This window comes from Rubrivirga litoralis, assembly GCF_031846415.1.
Lineage (GTDB): Bacteria > Bacteroidota > Rhodothermia > Rhodothermales > Rubricoccaceae > Rubrivirga > Rubrivirga litoralis.
The window spans coordinates 59,517-78,004 of the sequence record NZ_JAVRHT010000018.1; the positions used below are offsets into that span (position 1 = coordinate 59,517).

18 protein-coding genes are annotated in these 18,488 nt (G+C 73.3%); 17 read left to right on the top strand and 1 reads right to left on the bottom strand.

Features of this window, described 5'->3' with window-relative positions; translation table 11 throughout:
• The first annotated feature begins 58 nt into the window (after positions 1-58).
• The 17 genes from RM540_RS09095 to RM540_RS09175 all read left to right on the top strand — a co-directional run bounded on the left by RM540_RS09095 (position 59) and on the right by RM540_RS09175 (position 16,286).
• The gene (locus tag RM540_RS09095; RefSeq protein ID WP_311663311.1) at positions 59-1,618 is read left to right on the top strand and encodes an anthranilate synthase component I family protein; all 1,560 of its coding nucleotides are present in this window, start codon (positions 59-61) and stop codon (positions 1,616-1,618) included.
• 86 nt (positions 1,619-1,704) lie between these two features.
• Positions 1,705-2,202: a hypothetical protein gene (locus RM540_RS09100; protein ID WP_311663313.1), complete on the top strand. Its 498-nt coding sequence runs from the start codon at positions 1,705-1,707 to the stop codon at positions 2,200-2,202.
• Between the two features lie 83 nt (positions 2,203-2,285).
• Entirely contained in the window at positions 2,286-3,419 is a 1,134-nt protein-coding gene (gene trpS / locus RM540_RS09105) for a tryptophan--tRNA ligase (protein ID WP_311663315.1), read from the top strand.
• Positions 3,420-3,469: 50 nt separating this feature from the next.
• Positions 3,470-4,099, top strand: a complete 630-nt coding sequence (locus RM540_RS09110; protein ID WP_311663317.1) for an anthranilate synthase component II — start codon at positions 3,470-3,472, stop codon at positions 4,097-4,099.
• A complete protein-coding gene (locus RM540_RS09115) occupies positions 4,099-4,542 on the top strand; it encodes a four helix bundle protein (protein WP_311663338.1) in 444 nt (147 codons plus the stop codon). Before RM540_RS09110 ends, RM540_RS09115 begins: the two co-directional genes overlap by 1 nt.
• 4 nt (positions 4,543-4,546) lie before the next feature.
• Positions 4,547-5,581 (top strand): anthranilate phosphoribosyltransferase, encoded by a 1,035-nt coding sequence (trpD, locus tag RM540_RS09120; protein ID WP_311663318.1) that lies wholly within the window; start codon positions 4,547-4,549, stop codon positions 5,579-5,581.
• Between the two features lie 82 nt (positions 5,582-5,663).
• The gene (gene trpC, locus RM540_RS09125; RefSeq protein WP_311663319.1) at positions 5,664-6,506 is read left to right on the top strand and encodes an indole-3-glycerol phosphate synthase TrpC; all 843 of its coding nucleotides are present in this window, start codon (positions 5,664-5,666) and stop codon (positions 6,504-6,506) included.
• A 37-nt stretch (positions 6,507-6,543) separates the two neighbouring features.
• Complete coding sequence (locus tag RM540_RS09130; RefSeq protein ID WP_311663320.1) at positions 6,544-7,179, top strand: phosphoribosylanthranilate isomerase; 636 nt, start codon at positions 6,544-6,546, stop codon at positions 7,177-7,179.
• 128 nt (positions 7,180-7,307) lie between these two features.
• On the top strand, positions 7,308-8,543 hold the full coding sequence (gene trpB, locus RM540_RS09135) for a tryptophan synthase subunit beta (RefSeq protein ID WP_311663322.1): 1,236 nt from the start codon (positions 7,308-7,310) through the stop codon (positions 8,541-8,543).
• Between the two features lie 123 nt (positions 8,544-8,666).
• Positions 8,667-9,506, top strand: coding sequence for a tryptophan synthase subunit alpha (trpA, locus tag RM540_RS09140; RefSeq protein ID WP_311663323.1), 840 nt, complete (start codon positions 8,667-8,669; stop codon positions 9,504-9,506).
• Entirely contained in the window at positions 9,503-10,654 is a 1,152-nt protein-coding gene (locus RM540_RS09145; RefSeq protein WP_311663325.1) for a DUF4837 family protein, read from the top strand. Before trpA ends, RM540_RS09145 begins: the two co-directional genes overlap by 4 nt.
• 239 nt (positions 10,655-10,893) lie before the next feature.
• Positions 10,894-11,817: an ATP phosphoribosyltransferase gene (gene hisG, locus RM540_RS09150; protein WP_311663327.1), complete on the top strand. Its 924-nt coding sequence runs from the start codon at positions 10,894-10,896 to the stop codon at positions 11,815-11,817.
• A gap of 103 nt (positions 11,818-11,920) precedes the next feature.
• Complete coding sequence (locus tag RM540_RS09155; RefSeq protein ID WP_311663329.1) at positions 11,921-12,271, top strand: AtuA-related protein; 351 nt, start codon at positions 11,921-11,923, stop codon at positions 12,269-12,271.
• A gap of 13 nt (positions 12,272-12,284) precedes the next feature.
• Positions 12,285-12,647: a hypothetical protein gene (locus tag RM540_RS09160; protein WP_311663330.1), complete on the top strand. Its 363-nt coding sequence runs from the start codon at positions 12,285-12,287 to the stop codon at positions 12,645-12,647.
• A 39-nt stretch (positions 12,648-12,686) separates the two neighbouring features.
• Entirely contained in the window at positions 12,687-13,199 is a 513-nt protein-coding gene (locus RM540_RS09165) for an asparaginase domain-containing protein (protein ID WP_311663331.1), read from the top strand.
• Positions 13,200-13,267: 68 nt separating this feature from the next.
• The gene (locus tag RM540_RS09170; RefSeq protein ID WP_311663332.1) at positions 13,268-14,617 is read left to right on the top strand and encodes a choice-of-anchor B family protein; all 1,350 of its coding nucleotides are present in this window, start codon (positions 13,268-13,270) and stop codon (positions 14,615-14,617) included.
• A gap of 100 nt (positions 14,618-14,717) precedes the next feature.
• Positions 14,718-16,286, top strand: coding sequence for a choice-of-anchor B family protein (locus RM540_RS09175; RefSeq protein WP_311663334.1), 1,569 nt, complete (start codon positions 14,718-14,720; stop codon positions 16,284-16,286).
• Positions 16,287-16,506: 220 nt separating this feature from the next.
• Here RM540_RS09175 and RM540_RS09180 read toward each other — a convergent pair.
• Positions 16,507-18,488 (bottom strand): RecQ family ATP-dependent DNA helicase (locus RM540_RS09180; RefSeq protein ID WP_311663336.1); only part of this gene is annotated, 1,982 nt, incomplete at its 5' end.

The window sequence follows — 18,488 nt, forward strand, 5'->3', positions numbered from 1 at the left end:
TTTTATTGGCCGGACCTCCCCACCCCGCCCGCGCCCCGCGCCCCACCTTCCGCACCCGATGACGCTCTCCGAGTTCGAGACGACCGTGCGCGAGCAGCTCCCCGCCGACGGGCGGAAGCTGGCCGTGCCCGTCTACGTCCGCCGCTCGGCCGACCTGCTCACGCCGGTCGCCGCGTTCCTCGCGCTCCGCGAGCCGGGCCAGTTCGGGTTCCTGTTCGAGTCGGTCGAGGGCGGCGAGCGGCTGGGGCGGTACTCGTTCCTGGGCAAGCGGCCGTACCTCGTCGTCGAGTCGCGGGGCGGCCGCGTGCTCACGCACCGCCCCGCCGGGGCCGTCGGCGGCGACGGGGCGCCGCACGACGTCGAGAGCCGGGCGGGGAGCGTGTTCGACGCGCTCGGCGAGGTCCTGGAGGCGACCGAGCAGGCCCGCGTGCCCGGCCTCCCGCGCCTCACGTCGGGCGCCGTCGGGTTCGCCGGCTACGACGCCGTGCGCCAGGTCGAGTCGCTCCCGCCCGGCCCGCCCGACGTGCTCGGGCTGCCCGACGGCGTGTGGGGGTTCTACGACACCGTCGCCGCCTTCGACCACGTCCGCCACCAGCTCGTGCTCATGGCGACCGTCTTCGTGGACGCCGAGACCGACCTGGGCGCGGCCTACGCCGAGGCGACCACGCGGCTCCTGGAGCTGGAGGACGACCTGCTGCGGGGCGTCCAGACGGGCGAGCCCGTGCGCCTGCTGGCCGACGAGCCCCAGGCGTCAGTCGAGCGGGCCGACTACGAGGCCGCCGTGCGCCGCGGGAAGGAGCATGTCTACGAGGGCGACGTGTTCCAGGTCGTGCTCTCACAGCGGTTCGCGATGCCGTTCGCGGGCGACCGCTTCAACCTGTATCGGGCGCTCCGCCAGGTGAACCCCTCGCCCTACCTGTTCTACCTCGACGTCGACGGCCTGGACAGCGCCGAGGGGCCGTTCACGCTCGTCGGCTCGTCGCCCGAGGTGCTCACGCGCGTGGACCCGCGCGGGGCGGGGCGGCGGGCGCTCGTGCTCCCCATCGCCGGCACGCGCCGGCGCGGCGAGACCGACGCCGAGGACGCCGAGCGCGAGGCCGACCTCCTGGCCGACCCCAAGGAGCGCGCCGAGCACCTCATGCTCGTCGACCTCGGCCGCAACGACGTCGGCCGCGTGTCCGACGTGGGCACGGTGACGGTCGACCGCTTTGCCGAGGTCGAGCGCTTTAGCCACGTCATGCACCTCGTGTCGAGCGTGAGCGGGGCGGTCGGCGACCGCCGGGCCGTCGACGTGCTCGCGGCCTGCTTCCCGGCCGGCACCGTCTCCGGCGCCCCCAAGGTGCGGGCCATGGAGATCATCGACGAGCTCGAGCCCATCCGCCGCGGTCCCTACGCGGGCGCCGTTGGCTACGCCGGCTTCGACGGCGCGCTCGACACCTGCATCGCCATCCGCACGATGATCGTCAAGGAGGACGGGGCGGGGCGGCAGGCGGCCTACGTCCAGGCCGGCGCCGGCGTCGTCGCCGACTCGGACCCGGCGGCCGAGTACGACGAGACGCGCGCCAAGGCCGCCGCCCTCTTTGCCGCCATGCGCTCCGCCACCTCCGACCTGCTCTGATGGTTCAGGGTTGGGGCGTTCAGGGTCGTCCGCCCGGCCGTTGAACCCCGAGCCCTGAACCTCCCAACCCCGAACCCACCCCGCCCATGTTCCCCTCCCTCCGCCCGATCCTGAACAAAGGCGGCGCCGGGCGCTACATCTCGCGCGCCCACAGCGCCGAGCGGTTGCAGCCCATCGCCGAGCGCCACATCGACCTGATGTACGCCTACGAGGCCATCCTCGACGGCCTGCCCGCCGGGCTGCCGAAGGAGCGGCTCGAAGCGCTCATGCCGTACCTCCGCACCGAGATCGCCAAGATGTCCGAGACGATCCTGAGCCTGGGCGGGACGCCCCCGAGCGGCGTGCGCCGCGTGCCGGGCGGGCTGGACCTGCCCGAGGCGGACTCGGCCGCCGGCCGCCCCGCCCTCGACCACGTCGACGCGCTCCTCGACGCCGAGCGTGACTTCGGCGGCGCCATCCGCAACGAGGTCGACGCCGTTCACCACCAGGAGCGGACGCGGGCCATCCTGACCCACAACGCCGAGGCGTCCGACGCCCGCCGCGGCGCGCTCCGCGACCTCGCCGCCGACTTGCAGACGGCGTAGAGCGCGACGGGCACGGGCGGCGAGGTGGAGCACGGCCCCGCCCCGCCCCCGGCTCGTCACCCGTCCCCCCGCCCGCCACCCGAATGCCCGCCCCCCGCCCCGCCCCGCCCGCGACGGACGCCGCCCACGCGGCGCCGCCCGTGCTCGTGTCCGGCATCCAGCCGTCGGGGACGCTCCACGTGGGCAACTACCTCGGCGCGCTCCGCCAGAACATCGCGCTCGCGAACGACCCCGCCCGCCGGAGCGAGGCGTTCCTGTTCGTGGCCGACTACCACGCGCTGACCACGCTCCGCGCCCCAGAGGCGCTCCGCCGGAACACGCTCGACGCCGCGCTCGACTACCTCGCGCTCGGCCTCGACCCCGACCGGACCCACCTGTTCGTCCAGTCCGACGTGCCCCAGCTCGGCGAGCTGACGTGGGTCTTCCTGTGCCTCACGCCCACGTCGCTCCTGGAAAAGGGCGTGGCCTACAAGGACAAGACGGCCCAGGGCGCGAGCGCGAACGCGGGCCTCTTGACCTACCCCATCCTCCAGGCCGCCGACATCCTCGCCTACGCGGCGCCGGGCCGCGGCCTGATCGTGCCGGTCGGGGCGGACCAGAAGCAGAACCTCGAGATCAGCCGCGACACGGCCGCCCGCTTTAACCAGACGTTCGGCACGGGCGGGGCGGCCAGCGAGGGCGGGGCGGACGATGGGACAGAGCCGGGGCGGGGCGGCCTCTTCCCGCTCCCCGAGCCGCTCATCCTCGACGACGTCGCCGTGGTCCCGGGCCTCGACGGGCGCAAAATGTCGAAGAGCTACGGCAACACGATCGGCATCTTCGACGAGGGCGCGGCGCTCAAGAAGAAGGTGATGTCGATCGTCACCGACTCGACGCCTCTGGAGGAGCCGAAGGACCCGGACGCCGACAACGTGTTCGCCCTCATCCGCCTGTTCGCGGACGAGGCGAAGCAGGCCGAGGTCGCCGCAGCGTACCGGGCCGGCGGCTACGGCTACGGCCACGCCAAAAAAGAGCTGCTGGCGCTCGTCACCGACTACTTCGGCGAGGCCCGCGAGCGGCGCCGCGCCCTCGCCGAGCGGCCCGACGACGTCCGCGACGTGCTCGCCGCGGGCGGGGCGGCGGCCCGGGCGCGCGCGGCCGAGGTGCTGGGCGAGGTCCGCGAGGCGGTCGGCTTCTTGAATGCGGGTACGGGGTACGAGGTACGGGGTACGGCCTAGCCTCGACGCCTACTCCCTTCGTACCCCGTACCGAGTACCCCGTACCGACTATGATCCTCGTCATCGACAACTACGACTCGTTCACGTACAACCTCGTCCACCTCGTGGGCGCGGAGACGGACGCCTACCGCGTGGTGCGGAACGACGCCGTCACGCTGGACGAGGTCGAGGCGCTCGCGCCGGCGGGCATCCTGATCTCGCCCGGGCCGGGCCGCCCCGCCCAGGCCGGCGTGAGCGAGGCGGTCGTCGAGCGGTTCGGGCCGTCGACGCCGGTCCTTGGCGTGTGCCTGGGACACCAGGCGATCGGCGAGGTCTACGGCGGCCGCGTCGTCCACGCGCCGACGCTCATGCACGGGAAGACCAGCCGGGTCCACCACGACGGCCGGACCGTGTTCGAGGACGTCGAGCAGGACTTCGTCGCGACGCGCTACCACTCGCTCGTCGTCGACCGCGCCTCGCTCCCGGACGTCTTGGAGGTCTCGGCCGAGACCGAGGGCGGGGTGGTCATGGGCTTCCGCCACCGCGAGCACCCGGTCGAGGGCGTCCAGTTCCACCCGGAGAGCGTGCTCACGACCGAGGGGCCGAGGCTGGTGCGGAACTGGGTCCGGGGGGTGTTGGGGTTCGGGGTTCAGGGTTCGCAAGGGCGGGGTGGGGCGGTCGGCACAGCCGAGGGCGCGTGATGGGGACGTTCAGGCGATTCGAGGAGATCGAGGCGTGGAAGCTGGGGCGGGAGCTGAACCGGCTCGTGTACGAAGCGACGGCAGGTGGCGCGTTCGCCAAAGACTTCGCGCTCCGGGACCAAATCCGGCGCGCGTCGATCTCGGTCTCCTCGAACGTCGCCGAGGGCTACGCGCGCCGGTCTCCCGCCGACTTCGCCCGCTTCCTGACGATTGCGCGGGCCTCGGCCGCCGAGGTCCGCTCCCAACTCTACCTCGCCCTCGACCTGGGCTACCTCGACACGGACACCTTCGACGCGCTCTACGACCTCGCTCGCCGCGCGGGCGGGGCGTGCGGCGGGCTCGCTCGCTACCTCCGAACCGCCCCGCCCCGAGCCACTCGGGAGCCTGGCGCCGAATGGTCTCTCGACGTCAGCGACGACGAAACCCTGAACCCCGAACCCTGAACCGTTGAAACCGATCTTACAAGCTGTTGCCGAGGGCGAGACGCTGACCGAGGCGCAGGCCGCCTCCGCCATGCACGTGATGCTGGGCGGGGAGGCCGACCCGGTCCAGGTGGCCGCGCTGCTGCTGGGGCTCCGCTCGCGCGGCGAGACGCTCGACGAGCTGACCGGCTTCACGCGCGTGATGCGCGAGTACGCCGTGCCCGTCGCGACCGGCGACCTCGACCCCATCGACCTGTGCGGGACCGGCGGCGACCACTCGGGCTCGTTCAACATCTCGACGGCCGCCAGCTTCGTCGCCGCCGGCGCGGGCGTGCCGGTCGCCAAGCACGGCAACAAGGGCGTCTCGTCGTCGAGCGGCTCGGCCGACGTGCTGGGCGCGCTCGGCGTGCGGTCCGACCTCGACGCGGGCGGGGTGGCGCGGTGCCTCCAGGAGACCGGCATCGCGTTCCTGTTCGCTCCCCAGTTCCACCCCGCCCTCAAGCACGTGGGGCCGGTGCGGCGGGCGCTCGGCGTCCGGACGTTCTTCAACATCCTGGGGCCGCTCTGCAACCCGGCCGGCGTCAAGCGCCAGCTGGTCGGCGCGTTCTCGGACCCGGTCGCGAAGATGATGGCGCGGATCCTGCTGCGGTTGGGCAGCGAGCACGTCGTCGTGGTCTACGCCCACGACGGGCTGGACGAGCTCTCGACGACGAGCCCGACGACGATCTACCAGACAGGCTCGCACGCCTACGAGGGCGGGCTGTTGGAGCAGGAGGTGGTGCCCGAGCGGTTCGGGCTGGCCCGCGTCTCGGCGGCGGCGCTCCAGGGCGGCACGGCCGACGAGAACGCCGAGATCGTCCGCGCGGTCCTGGGCGGGGCGGGCGGGCCGCAGACGGACATCGTGCTCCTCAACGCGGCCTACGCGCTCCTGGCGTCCGGCGAGTACGGCTCGCTCGACGACTGCCTGGACGCGGCCCGTGAGAGCGTCGGGAGCGGGGCGGCGCTGGCCAAGCTGGACGCGCTCGTCGAGGCGTCCAACGAGCTCGCCGAGGCGGCATGAGGTGACGAGTGAAGGGGTATGAGTGATGAGCCGTCACTCTCCCACATTCCGCCCGTCACTCATTACTCATCACTCATCACCCGTGAGCACCATCCTCGACCAGATCCTCGCCGACACGCGCGCGCTCGTCGCCGAGCGCCGGGCCGTCACGCCGGCGGCGGCGCTCACCAAGCGGCCGGCGTTCCACGCGCCGACGCTGTCGCTCGCGCGCGCGCTCCGCCGCCCGGACGGGCCGGCCTACGTCGCCGAGTGCAAGCGGGCGAGCCCGTCGGAGGGCGTCATCCGGCCCGAGTACGACCCGGCCGCGACGGCCCGGGCCTACAAGCAAGCGGCGGCCGCGGCGATCTCGGTCCTCACCGAGCCCACGCATTTTCAGGGCTCGCTGGAGCACCTCGCCGCCGTCCGCCACGCGGTCGACCTGCCGGTCCTGCGCAAGGACTTCGTGGTCGACGACTACCAGCTCGTCGAGGCCCGCGCCTACGGCGCCGACGCCGTGCTGCTCATCGCGGCGGCCCTCGACCGCGCCCTCCTGCACGACCTGCTGGACGCCGCCCGCGACCTCGGCCTCGGCGTGCTCGTCGAGGTCCACGACGAGCGCGAGCTGGACGCCATCGACCTCGACCGGGTCGACGTGCTCGGCGCGAACAGCCGCGACCTCAAGACGTTCAGAGTGGACCTGGACCGGGCGGGGCGGGTCTTCGCGCACCTCCCCGCCCGGATCGTCCGCGTGGCCGAGAGCGGGATCCGCACCGCCGAGGACGCCGCCCGCCTCCGGGCCTCCGGCGCCGACGCCTTTCTGGTCGGCACGCACCTCATGCGGAGCGCCGACCCCGGCCGCGCCCTCGCCGCCCTTCGCCGCGAGACGGCCGTGGCTCTGGCGAGCGGTACGGGGTACGCGGTACGGGGTACGGTGCCCGCACCATGACCTCGTCCTGTACCTCGCACCCTGTACCCCGTACCCCATGACCAAGGTCAAAATCTGCGGCATCACGCGGCTCCACGACGCCCGCACGGCGGCGGCGAGCGGGGCCGACTTTCTCGGGTTCGTCCAGCACGACGAGAGCCCGCGCTACGTCGCCCCGCCCGTGGCCAAGGAGATCATCGAGTGGGTGCGGGGGCCGGAGCCGGTCGGCGTGTTCGTGAACGAGAGCGCCGACGCGATCAACGCGCGGTGCGCGGATGTCGGGTTCCGGCTCGCGCAGCTCCACGGTCACGAGACGCCCGAGACGTGCGCGGCCGTCGACGTGCCCGTCATCAAGGCCGTCTCGGTCCAGCACGACGCCTCCTCCGAGCAGGTCCGCGCGCTCGTCGAGCCCTACCTCGACGTGGTCGACTTCGTGCTCCTCGACACGCACCACACGAGCCTCTGGGGCGGGACCGGCGAGAGCTTCAACTGGCGCGTCGCGCGCGAGCTGGGCGGGGTGGTCGACGTGTTCCTCGCCGGCGGGATCTCGGCGGCGAACGTGGCCGAGGCCGTCGACACGATGCGGCCGTACGCCGTCGACCTGTCGTCGAGCGTCGAGGAGAGCCCCGGCGTCAAGGACCTGGACAAGCTGGCCGACTTTTTCGACGCCTTCCGCGCGGCGACGGCCGCCTAGCGGCGGCGGGTACCGGGTACGAGGTACCGGGTACGCCCCCCACCCCGCCCTGCCTGCCACCCCGCCCATGCGGACACCATGCATGGTGTCCCTACGCCGACGTTCCCGCCCCGAACCGCCCCGCCCCCATGGCCACCTCCGCCCCGCCCCGTACCTCGTACCCCGTACCCCGTACCCAAACCCCCGACGAACGGGGGCGCTTCGGCGCCTTTGGCGGCGCGTTCGTCCCCGAGATCCTGCACCCGGTCTTGGAGGACCTGAAGCGGGCGTGGGCCGAGGCGCAGGCCGACGACGCGTTCTGGGCCGAGTACCACCGGCTGCTGCGCGACTACGTCGGCCGCCCCACCCCGCTCACCCGGCTCGACCGGCTGACGGAGCGTCTGGGCGGGGCGACCATCTACGCCAAGCGCGAGGACCTCTGCCACACGGGCGCCCACAAGATCAACAACGCGGTCGGGCAGGTGCTCCTCGCGCGGCGCATGGGCAAGGAGCGGATCATCGCCGAGACCGGGGCCGGCCAGCACGGCGTGGCCACGGCGACGGCGTGCGCGCTCTTCGGCGTCGAGTGCGTGGTCTACATGGGGACCGAGGACATCGAGCGCCAGAACCTGAACGTCCAGCGGATGCGGCTCCTGGGCGCGACCGTCCGCCCGGCCGAGAGCGGGAGCCGGACGCTCAAGGACGCGACGAACGAGGCGTTCCGCGACTGGGTCTCCAACCCCGACTCGACGTACTACATCATCGGCTCCGCGATCGGCCCGCACCCGTACCCCGGCCTCGTCCGCGAGCTGCACCGGGTCATTGGGGACGAGACGCGGCGGCAGCTGCTGGAGCAGACCGGGTCTGAGACGCCCGACGCCGTCGTGGCGTGCGTCGGCGGCGGGTCCAACGCGATCGGCATCTGGGCACCATTCGTCGGAGACGAGGACGTCCGCCTGATCGGCGTCGAGGCGGCGGGCGAGGGGCTGGGCGGCCGCCACGCGGCGACGCTCTCGCGCGGCGAGCCGGCCGTCTTCCACGGCACGCGGACCTACCTGCTCCAGGACGCCGACGGCCAGGTCGAGATCGCCCACTCGGTCTCCGCCGGGCTGGACTACCCCGGCGTCGGGCCGGAGCACGCCTACCTCAAGGACACCGGCCGCGTCGAGGTGCGGACGGCGACCGACGCCGAGGCAATGGACGGGGTCCGGCTCCTGAGCGAGACCGAGGGCATCATCCCCGCCCTCGAGACGGCCCACGCCGTCGCCGCCCTCCCCGCCCTCGCCGCCGAGATGGGCGGGGCGGCGACGATCGTCCTCAACTGCTCCGGGCGGGGCGACAAGGACATGGCCACGATCTCGGCGTGGCTGGACGGGACGGGGTAGAGCAGGTAGAGCAGGTAGAGCAGGTAGAGCAGGTAGAGCAGGTAGAGCAGGTAGAGCAGGTAGAGCAAGAAAGCGGCAGCCGGCGCCACCCCGCCCGCCCCCTTTTCCTATTTCCCATTTCCCGTGACTCGACTCCGTGCCCACCTCGATACTCTCCGCGAGCGGGGCGGACCGCAGGCCGGCGGGGCGGCGATGGGCCTGTTCCTCACTGCCGGCTTCCCGTCGCCCGGCGCCACGCTCGACGTGCTCCGCGCGGCCGACGCGGGCGGGGCGGACTTCCTGGAGCTGGGGATGCCGTTCTCGGATCCGGTCGCCGAGGGGCTGCCCATCCAGATGGCATCGGAGCGGGCACTGCGCCAGGGGGCGACCATGGCCGGCACGTTCGAGACCGCCGCCGCCTTCCGCGCCGAGTCCGACACGCCGCTCGTGCTCATGGGCTACGCCAACCCGGTCCTGCGCTACGGCGCGGGCGACTTTTGCGCCGACGCCGCGTCTTCGGGCGTGGACGGCCTCATCCTCCCCGACCTCCCGCCCGAAGAGGCCGAGGAGTTGGAAGAGGCCGCCGCCCAGCACAGCCTCTCCATCACCCACCTCATCGCGCCCAACACCTCCGACGACCGCGTCCGCCTCGTCGACGCCCGCTCGACCGGGTTCGTCTACGCCGTGAGCGTGGCGGGCCTCACGGGCTCCGGCCTCGGCGACGCCGACGCGACCGACGCCTACCTCGCCCGCGCCCGCGCGCTCGTCGAGCAGCCGCTGCTCGTCGGGTTCGGGATCTCGACGCCGGCCGACGCCGCCCGCCTCACGCGCCACACCGACGGGTTCATCGTCGGGAGCGCCCTCATCCGCCTCGTGGAGCGGCTCTGGGACGACCCGGGTCTCACCGATTCCGAACGGCGTGAGCAGGTGGAAACGTGGGCTCGGGCGTTGAAGGAGGGCGCCCCCACCCCGCCCCGCCCATGACCGGCCTCCCCCGCCCCGCCCCGCTCGCCGCCGCCCTCGCTGTCGTTCTCGCCGTTCTCGCCGGGTGCGAGTCCTTCGCGGGGCAGACCACCGCGCGCGGCGACGTCGAAGAGATCACCGTCGTCTCGGACAGCGCGACCTGGGCGGGGCCGGTGGGCGAGGCCATCCGCGCCGAGCTGGCGCAGCCCATCGCCACGCTCCCCGGCAACCAGGGCGCGTTCAAGCTCAACTTCCAGCCGCTGACGAGCCGCTTTTTCGACCAGCTCAAGCTCCGCCGCGCCCTCGTGTTCGCCGCGCCGATCGACGCCGATGGGCCGATCGGCGACTTTATCCGCGCCCGCGTCGGCGAGGGCGGGCTCGACGCCGTCCGCTCGGGCGGGGTGGCGGCCTTCAACCTCCGGCCGGACCTGTGGGCCAACGGCCAGCTCGTCGTGATCGCCACGGCCGCCGACGAGCGCGCGCTCGCCCGCGAGTTCCTCCAGCGCGGGCCGGAGCTCCGCGCCGCGTTCAACGCGCTGGCCCGCGAGAACACGACGGGCGAGATGTTCGCCCGGCTCCGCCAGGAGGACCTCGAAGCCGACCTCCTCGACGCCCACGACTACCGCGTCCAGATCCAGCACGACTACGTCCAGGTCCAGGACACGGCGGCGACGGCGGGCGGGCTCGACGGCAGCTTCGTCCGCTACCGCCGCGTGCTCTCGGACACCTGGCGCGACTTTTTCGTGTTCGCCGCCGACGGCGTCGAGACGCTCCCGCCGCCGGCCGAGATCGACCGGATCACGAACGACCTCTTGGAGACGTTCGCGCGAGGCACGCTCGACAGCTCCTACGTCCAGCTCGACGACCAGCGGCCGATGACGCGGGACACGGCCGAGATCGCCGGCCGCCCCGCCCAGGAGACGCGCGGGTTCTGGTACATGACGAACGACATCATGGGCGGCTCGTTCGTCCGCTACGCGTTCGTGGACCCCGCGACCGACCGGCTGTACGTCTTCTACGGGATGACGTTCGCGCCCGACCGCCGGCTCGACAAGCGCTCGTTCCTCCGCCAGATGGAGGCCGTCGCCTACACGTTCCGCACGCGCGCCGACCTGGAGGCCGAGGCGCGCGCCGAGGGCGGGGCGGCCGAGGGCGGGGCGGAGTCGTAGGGGCCACCCCGCCCCTGCCGTGTCGCCGGGCGGTACCGTCTGGGCGGGGCGGCGTGCTCCTCCGGATTCTTCTTGCCATCCTGAGTGAAACGAAGGATCTCGGCGAGAGGCGTCCGTCGTAGGGGGAGGTGGCGCCGCGACAACCCGCCGGCGCTGAGATCCTTCGTCGCTTCGCTCCTCAGGATGACAATGGGGGGAGCTTCCAGGCGGCGCCCACCGCCCCCACCCCACCCCGCCCTATGCCCACGCAGACCGCCCCCTCCGCCGCCACCACGAACGGGACCGGCGACGCCCCCGTGCTCCGGCTCGGGCTCCCCAAAGGGAGCCTCCAGGAGTCCACGTTCGACCTGCTCGACAAGGCCGGCTACTCGTTCTCCGTCCGCTCGCGGAGCTACTTCCCGTCGATCGACGACGACGAGCTGACGGCCATGCTCGTGCGCGCGCAGGAGATGGGGAAGTACGTCCAGGACGGCGTGTTCGACGCCGGGATCACCGGGCTCGACTGGATCGCCGAGACGAACGCCGACGTCCACGTCGTCGCCGACCTCGTGTACTCGAAGGCCTCGATGCGGCCGGTCCGCTGGGTGCTCGCTGTGCCCGAGGACTCGGACATCCAGAGCGTGCAGGACCTGGAGGGCAAGCGGATCGCGACGGAAGTCGTCGGCCTCACGCGGCGGTGGCTGGAGTCGCACGGGGTCTCGGCCGAGGTCGAGTTCTCGTGGGGCGCCACCGAGGTCAAGGCGCCCGACCTCGTCGACGCCATCGTCGAGGTGACGGAGACGGGCAACTCGCTGCGCGCCAACAAGCTCCGCATCGTCGAGGTGCTGCTGTCCTCGAACACGCAGCTCGTCGCCAACAAGGCGGCGTGGGCCGACGACTGGAAGCGGGAGAAGATCGAGAACCTGGCCCTGCTGCTGGAGGGCGCCATCCGGGCCGAGGGCCGCGTCGGGCTCAAGATGAACGTCCGCCGGACCGACCTGGACGCCGTCGTCGAGCGCCTCCCCGCCCTCCGCAACCCGACCGTCGCCCCGCTCTTCGACGAGGAGTGGGTGGCGATTGAGACGATCATCGAGGAGCGCCAGGTGCGCACGCTGATCCCCGAGCTCAAGCGGCTCGGCGCCGAGGGGATCTTCGAGTACCCGCTGAACAAGATGATCCCGTAGAATGCGGAATGGCGAATGTTGAATGCGGAAGGGCCTCGCACCCGATCCCTCAACGCTCGCTGCCGATCCCTTTTCCGCATTCCGCCTTCAACCTTCCGCATTCATGAAGCTCCTCGACCTCTGCTTTGGCCGCTCCGGCGACAAGGGCGACGCCGTCAACGTCGGCCTCATCGCCCGCGACCCGGGCCACTACGACTGGCTCCGCGAGACGGTCACGGCCGAGCGCGTGAAAGAGCACTTCGGGCCGCGCGTGGACGGCGAGGTCGAGCGGTTCGAGCTCCCGAACCTCTCGGCCCTCAACTTCCTGCTCCACGGGGCGCTCGGCGGCGGCGGCACGGTCTCGCTCAAGCTCGACGCCCAGGGCAAGACGTACGCCGCGCACCTGCTCCGCATGGACGTGCCCGCCCCGCCCGAGACCGCGTCGTCCGAGACCGCGTCGTCCGAAGCCGCGTGAGGCCGTGGGCCGCGTGAGGCCGTGGGCCGCCGCCGCGCTCGTCGCCCTCGCCGGCTGCGGCGGGGCGGCGGGCGGGGTGGCGCCGGCCGTAGATTCGACGCTCGTCGACGCCCTCGCCGACGTGGCCCTCGCCGACGCCCGCGCGGCCCTCGCCGACACCACGGGCGGGGCGGGGCGGGCGCCGTCGCCGGGCGGGGCGGCCGACAGCCTCCGCGCCGTCGCCCTCGCGGCCCACGGCCTCGACGACGCCGCGCTCGACCGGGCGCTCGACCGGCTCGCCCGCGACCCCGCCCTCGCCGAGGCCACGTACGCCGCCGTCGCCCAGCGCCTCCGCGACGAGCGCTGGGGGACCTCGGGACCCGCCCCCGACCCCTGAGCCCTCCTCCCGCCCCGCCCCGGGGCCGCCCCGCCCCGCATGCACGTCCAGGTATTCACGACCGGCGGCACGATCGACAAGGTCTACTTCGACGCCAAGAGCGCGTTCGAGGTGGGCGACCCGCTCATCGCTGACGTCTTCCGCCAGGCCGGCGTCGCGTTCTCGTTCGACGTCGACGCCCTGTTTCAGAAGGACAGCCTCGACCTGACGGACGCCGACCGCGCCCTCGTCGCCGACCGCATCGCCGCGTGCGACGCCACGCGCGTCGTGGTCACGCACGGGACGGACACGATGCCCGAGACGGCCCGCGCCGTCTCCGAGCGCCTGGCCGCGGACTCGGGCGGGGCGGCCAAGACGGTCGTCTTCGTGGGCTCGCTCGCTCCGGCCCGGTTCAAGGCGACCGACGCCGAGTTCAACGTGGGCTTTGCCGCGGCCGCCGTGCAGACGCTCGGGCCGGGCGTGTACGTGGCCATGAACGGCCGCGTGTTCGACCCCGAGCACGTCCGCAAGGACCGCGCGGGCAACCGCTTCGTCGAGGCGCCCGCGTCTTGACCGCCCCGCCCCCGCGTACCACCGCCGGGCGCCCGCCCGTTCTCCGCCCTGCCCCTGACTCCCCCCCGATGAAGCGACTCTCTCTCCTCCTCCTCGGCGCCGCCCTCGCCGGGTGCGCCTCGACGGCCTCCGACCCCATGACCGCCGACGGCGCGGCGCCCGACGCCGCGGCGCTGACGCCGGTGGCTCCCTGCGTCGACGGCCTAGCTACGCTCCCGAACGCGTCCGGCCCCGGCGCCGGCCCCTACGAGTGCAGCAACGTCGACCTGCTGGCCCGCCTCTCGGTGGCCGAGCTGGACCCGACGGCCCAGGGCGGCAACGACATCTGGGGGTGGACCGACCCCGAAACCGGCAAGGAGTACGCGCTCGTCGGCCTGACCAACGGGACCGCCTTCGTCGACGTCTCGACGCCGACCGGGCCGGTCCACCTGGGCACGCTGCCGACGGCGACCGTCGAGACCGTGTGGCGCGACATCAAAACGTACCAGGACCACGCGCTCATCGTCTCCGAAGCCCGCGACCACGGGGTCCAGGTGTTCGACCTGACAAAGCTCCGTGGCCTCTCGGCCGACCCGGCGCGGCGGTTCGAGCCTGACGCCATGTACACCGGCGTCACGAACGTCCACAACATCGTGGTCAACGAGGAGAGCGGGTTCGCCTACGCCGTCGGCTCCGGCTCGCGCGGCGACGACCTGCCGGCCGCCTGCGGCGCCCCGGGCTTCCACGCCATCAACGTTCAGGACCCGAAGAACCCCAAGTTCGCCGGGTGCTTCTCCGACGCCGCGAGCGACGCCGGCCCGGTCTCGGCCCCGGGCTACACGCACGACGCCCAGTGCATCAACTACGACGGACCGGACGCCGACTACACGGGCCGCGAGATCTGCGTGGGCTCGAACGAGGACGTCGTCACGTTCTTCGACGTGACCGACAAGGACGACGTCCGCGTGATCTCGACGGCGGCCTACCCCGGCGACGCCTACACGCACCAGAACTGGTTTACCGAGGACCGCCGGTTCGTGCTCGCCAACGACGAGCTCGACGAGCAGACGGGGACGACGCCGACCCAGCGGACGCTGATCTTCAACACCGAGGACCTCGACAACCCGGAGTTTATCGGCGCCTACGACTCCGGCCTCGCGTCGATCGACCACAACCTGTACGTCGTCGGCGACCTCAACTACCAGAGCAACTACCAGTCGGGGCTCCGCGTCCTCGACCACTCGGACGCTGAGAACGGCGTGCTCCGCGAGGTCGGCTTTTTCGACACCTACCCGCAGGGGACCGAGATCAACTTCGCGGGGCAGTGGAGCAACTACCCGTACTTCGAGAGCGGGATCGTGGTCGCCAACGACGGCGACAACGGCCTGTTCGTGCTCATGCCGCGTATCGAGGCCGTGGAGCCGGTGGGCGGGCTCTAGGCACGGCAGCGGGAACCCACCCCGCCCCGCTCGTACCACGGGGGACTCCGGCCGGCGCTGGAGTCCCCCGTTTTTTATCGAGCTCCACCGCCCCGCCCCCATGCACAGACTCCTCCTCGGCCTCGCGACTCTCGTGGGCGGGGCGGCCGCCCTCCCCGCCCAGGCCCAGGAGCTCGCGTGCGAGGGCGGGGTGGTCTCCGTGCCAGACGTCGGCGCGTTCGCGTGCGACGGCGTGGGCCTCGCCGGCCGCCTCCCGGTCGACGCGTTCGCTACGGAAGAATCGCCAGCGGCCGGGGCGAACAACGACATCTGGGGGTGGACCGACCCCGAGACGGGGACCGAGTACGCGCTCGTCGGGACCGAGAACGGGACGGCGTTCGTGGACCTTTCGATCCCGACCCGCCCGCGCCTCGTCGGAAAGCTGCCGACGCAGAGCACGCCGAGCGGGTGGCGCGACGTCAAGACGTACCGCGACCACGCGTTCGTCGTCTCCGAGGCCCGCGGCCACGGGGTCCAGGTGTTCGACCTGACCCGGCTCCGCGACGCGGGCGAAACGCCCGTGACGTTCGCGGCGGACGCCGTGTACGACCGCCTCAGCTCGGCCCACAACATCGTGATCGACGAGGAGACGGGGTTCGCGTACGCCGTCGGATCGCGGCCCTCCTCCGAGGCGGGCCTGCCCGCGTCGTGCGACGTGCCCGGCTTCCACGCCATCAACATCCAGGACCCGAAAAGCCCCACGTTTGCCGGGTGCTTCTCGGACGCCGCCGTCGAGACGGGCTCCCGCACCCCGGGCTACACGCACGACGCGCAGTGCGTCGTCTACCGCGGCCCGGACGCCGACTACGCCGGTCGCGAACTGTGCGTGGCCTCGAACGAGGACGTCGTGACCGTCTTCGACGTGACCGACAAGAGCGACGCCCGCATCGTGTCGCAGGCGGAGTACCCCGGCGAGGCCTACACGCACCAGGGGTGGCTGACCGACGACCAACGGTTTTTCCTGGTCAACGACGAACTCGACGAGATGACAGGGACCACGCCGACTCAGCGGACGATCTTGTTCGACCTGGGGGACCTGGACGCACCGGAGTTTATCGGCGCCTACGACTCGGGCCTCACGACGGCCGACCACAACCTGTACATCCGCGGCGGCTACGCCTTCGAGAGCAACTACGAGGCCGGCCTCCGCATCGTGGACCTGGGCGGGGTGGCGAGCGGGAAGCTCCGGGAGGTGGCCTTTTTCGACACCTACCCCGACGCGAACGCGGTGTCGTTTTCGGGGCAGTGGAGCAACTATCCGTACTTCGAGAGCGGTCTGGTGATCGCCAACGACCGGGCCTACGGGCTGTTCGTGCTCCGCCCTGACGTCCTGCGGTCTACGGCCAGCGAGCCCCGCCCCGACGGCACCTTCGCCCTTTCGGCGCCCGCCCCCAACCCGACGCCCGGGACCGCCCGCCTCACGCTCCAGGTGGCGACGGCCCAGACGGTCCGCGCCGACCTCTACGACGCGGCGGGGCGGCACGTCCGCACGCTGTACGCCGGCGAGGTGGGGGCGGGGCGGGACCTCGCGCTGACGGTTGACGGCGCCGCGCTGACGGCCGGCGTCTACGTCGTCCGCGTGGTCGGCGACGGCGTCGAGGCCACGCGCCGCGTGACCTTCGTCCGGTAGCGGCCGTGCCGCACAGGCGGGCGGGGCGGCGGGGTGGAGCCACCCCGCCCCGCGCGTCGGTCCACCACCCCGCCCGGCCCGAGACCCCTCACCCTGGCTGCGCCGACGCTGCGCGGTGTCCCTCTCCCAGCAGGGGACTTCGTAGGGCGGGGCGGCGCGAGACAGATGCATAGCAAACCGTCAGAGCCGGGATCAGACTCGGGGGCGGGGCGGCCGCGCCCTACCCGCCCCGCTCCAGGTGCCGCTGGCCCTTCGGCGTCAGCTCGTAGCGGACGGCGAGCGGGTCGGTGAGGCGGAGGTAACCCTCGTGCGCGAGCCAGTCGGCCAGCTCGCGTTCGCGGCGGCCCGGCGCGGCGGCCGTCTCGCCCTGTTCGGCGGCGCGGAGGAGGCCGCGGAGCGCGGGCTCGTCGGCCGGCGTGACCTCGCCGGCGCGGTGCCGGCCCAGACACACGTCGCAGCGCCCGCACCGGGGCGGGGCGGGCTCGCCGAAGTAGGCCAACAGGTGCTGGCGGCGGCACCCGGCGCCCGAGGCGTAGGCGAGCACGTCGTCCAGGCGCCGCCCCGCCCGGCGGCGGTCGCCGCCGAGGGCGCCGCCGTCCGTCGGCGCAAAGCGCGAGCGGGGGGCCGCCCACGCGAGCGTGAGGCCCTGGGCGGGGCGGCGGACCTCGATGGCGCCGCGCCCGGCGAGGTGGTCGAGCCCGGCGTCGAGGCGCGCGGGCGCCAGCCCGAGCGACGGTGCGAGCCGGTCGAGGCGGACGGCCGTCCACCCGGCGGCGGCGGCTGGGGGCAGCTCGCGCGACAGGGCGCGGACGAAGGCGCGGAGTCCGTCCGCCCCGCCCAGGTCGGCAAGCCGGTCGAGCCCGTTTGGGACGCGAACATGGACGACGCCCTCGCGCTCGCGCACGACGTCCCACGCGCCGGCCGCGGCGAGGCGGTCGGCGGCGGCGCGGACCGTCGCCCCGGACACGCCGGCGACGGCGGCGACGGCGGCGACGCGGGCGAGGTCGAGCACGGTCGGGCCGTCGGGGAGCGCGCCCACGGCGAGTTGCGCGAGGCTGCCCGCCGCGTCATAGACGGCCTGCACCTCGGCCGCCGTCGGGTGGCTGGCCTCGACGAGCGCACGCGGGCCGCGCGCGGCGTCCGGCCCCAGCGCGAGCGCGGCGTAGGCCCGCTGCCCGTCCCGCCCCGCCCGCCCGGCCTCCTGGTAGTACGACTCGATCGTGAGGGGCGGGGCGGTGTGCACGACGGCACGCACGTCGGGCTTGTCGATGCCCATCCCGAACGCGCTCGTCGCTGCGATCACGCGCGTCTCGCCCTCCAGCCACCGCCGCTGCGTGGCGTCGCGGCGGTCCGGGTCGAGGCCGGCGTGGTAGGGCTCGGCTGAGATGCCCTCACGCGCGAGCCGCCGCGCCGCCTCTTCGGTCCCCCGCCGCGTGCCAGCGTAGACGAGCCCTGCCCCAGCCACGCCCGTGAACACGTCGAGCACCTGGCGCCCCGGGTCCTGGACGTGGTGGACGCTCCACACGAGGTTGGGCCGGTCGAACCCGCGCACGACGACGGCCGGGTCGCGCAGGGCGAGTTGGTCGAGCACGTCGCGGCGCACCTCGGGCGTCGCCGTGGCCGTCACGGCGACGGCCGGGGCGGGGCGGCCCTCGGCGTCGGTGAGGAGCGGGCGCGCCTCGGCGATGCGGCGGTAGGCCGGGCGGAAATCGTGGCCCCACTCGCTCACGCAGTGGGCCTCGTCGACGGCCAGGAGCGAGACGTCGAGGCGCGGCGCCCGGGCCTGGAACAGCTCCGTCTGGAGCCGCTCGGGCGTGAGGTAGACGAGCCGGTAGCGCCCAAACTCGGCGTTCGTCCACACCTGGTCGGCCTCGCGCGGCGAGAGCCGCCCGTGGACGGCGACGGCCGGCACGCCGCGCCGCGCGAGCGCGTCGACCTGGTCGCGCATGAGGGCCACGAGCGGCGAGACGACGAGGACCACGCCGGGGCGGACGACGGCGGGCACCTGGTACACGAGCGACTTCCCCCCGCCCGTCGGGAGCACCGCGAGCACGTCGCGGCCGGCGAGCGCCGCGGCGACGGCCTCGTCCTGCCCGGGCCGGAACGCGCTGTAGCCCCACCGGCTGCGGAGGGCGTCGAGGGCATCGGCGGGCGGGGCGGCGGGCACGGGCGGAAGAGCGGAAGAGCGGAAGAGCGGAAGAG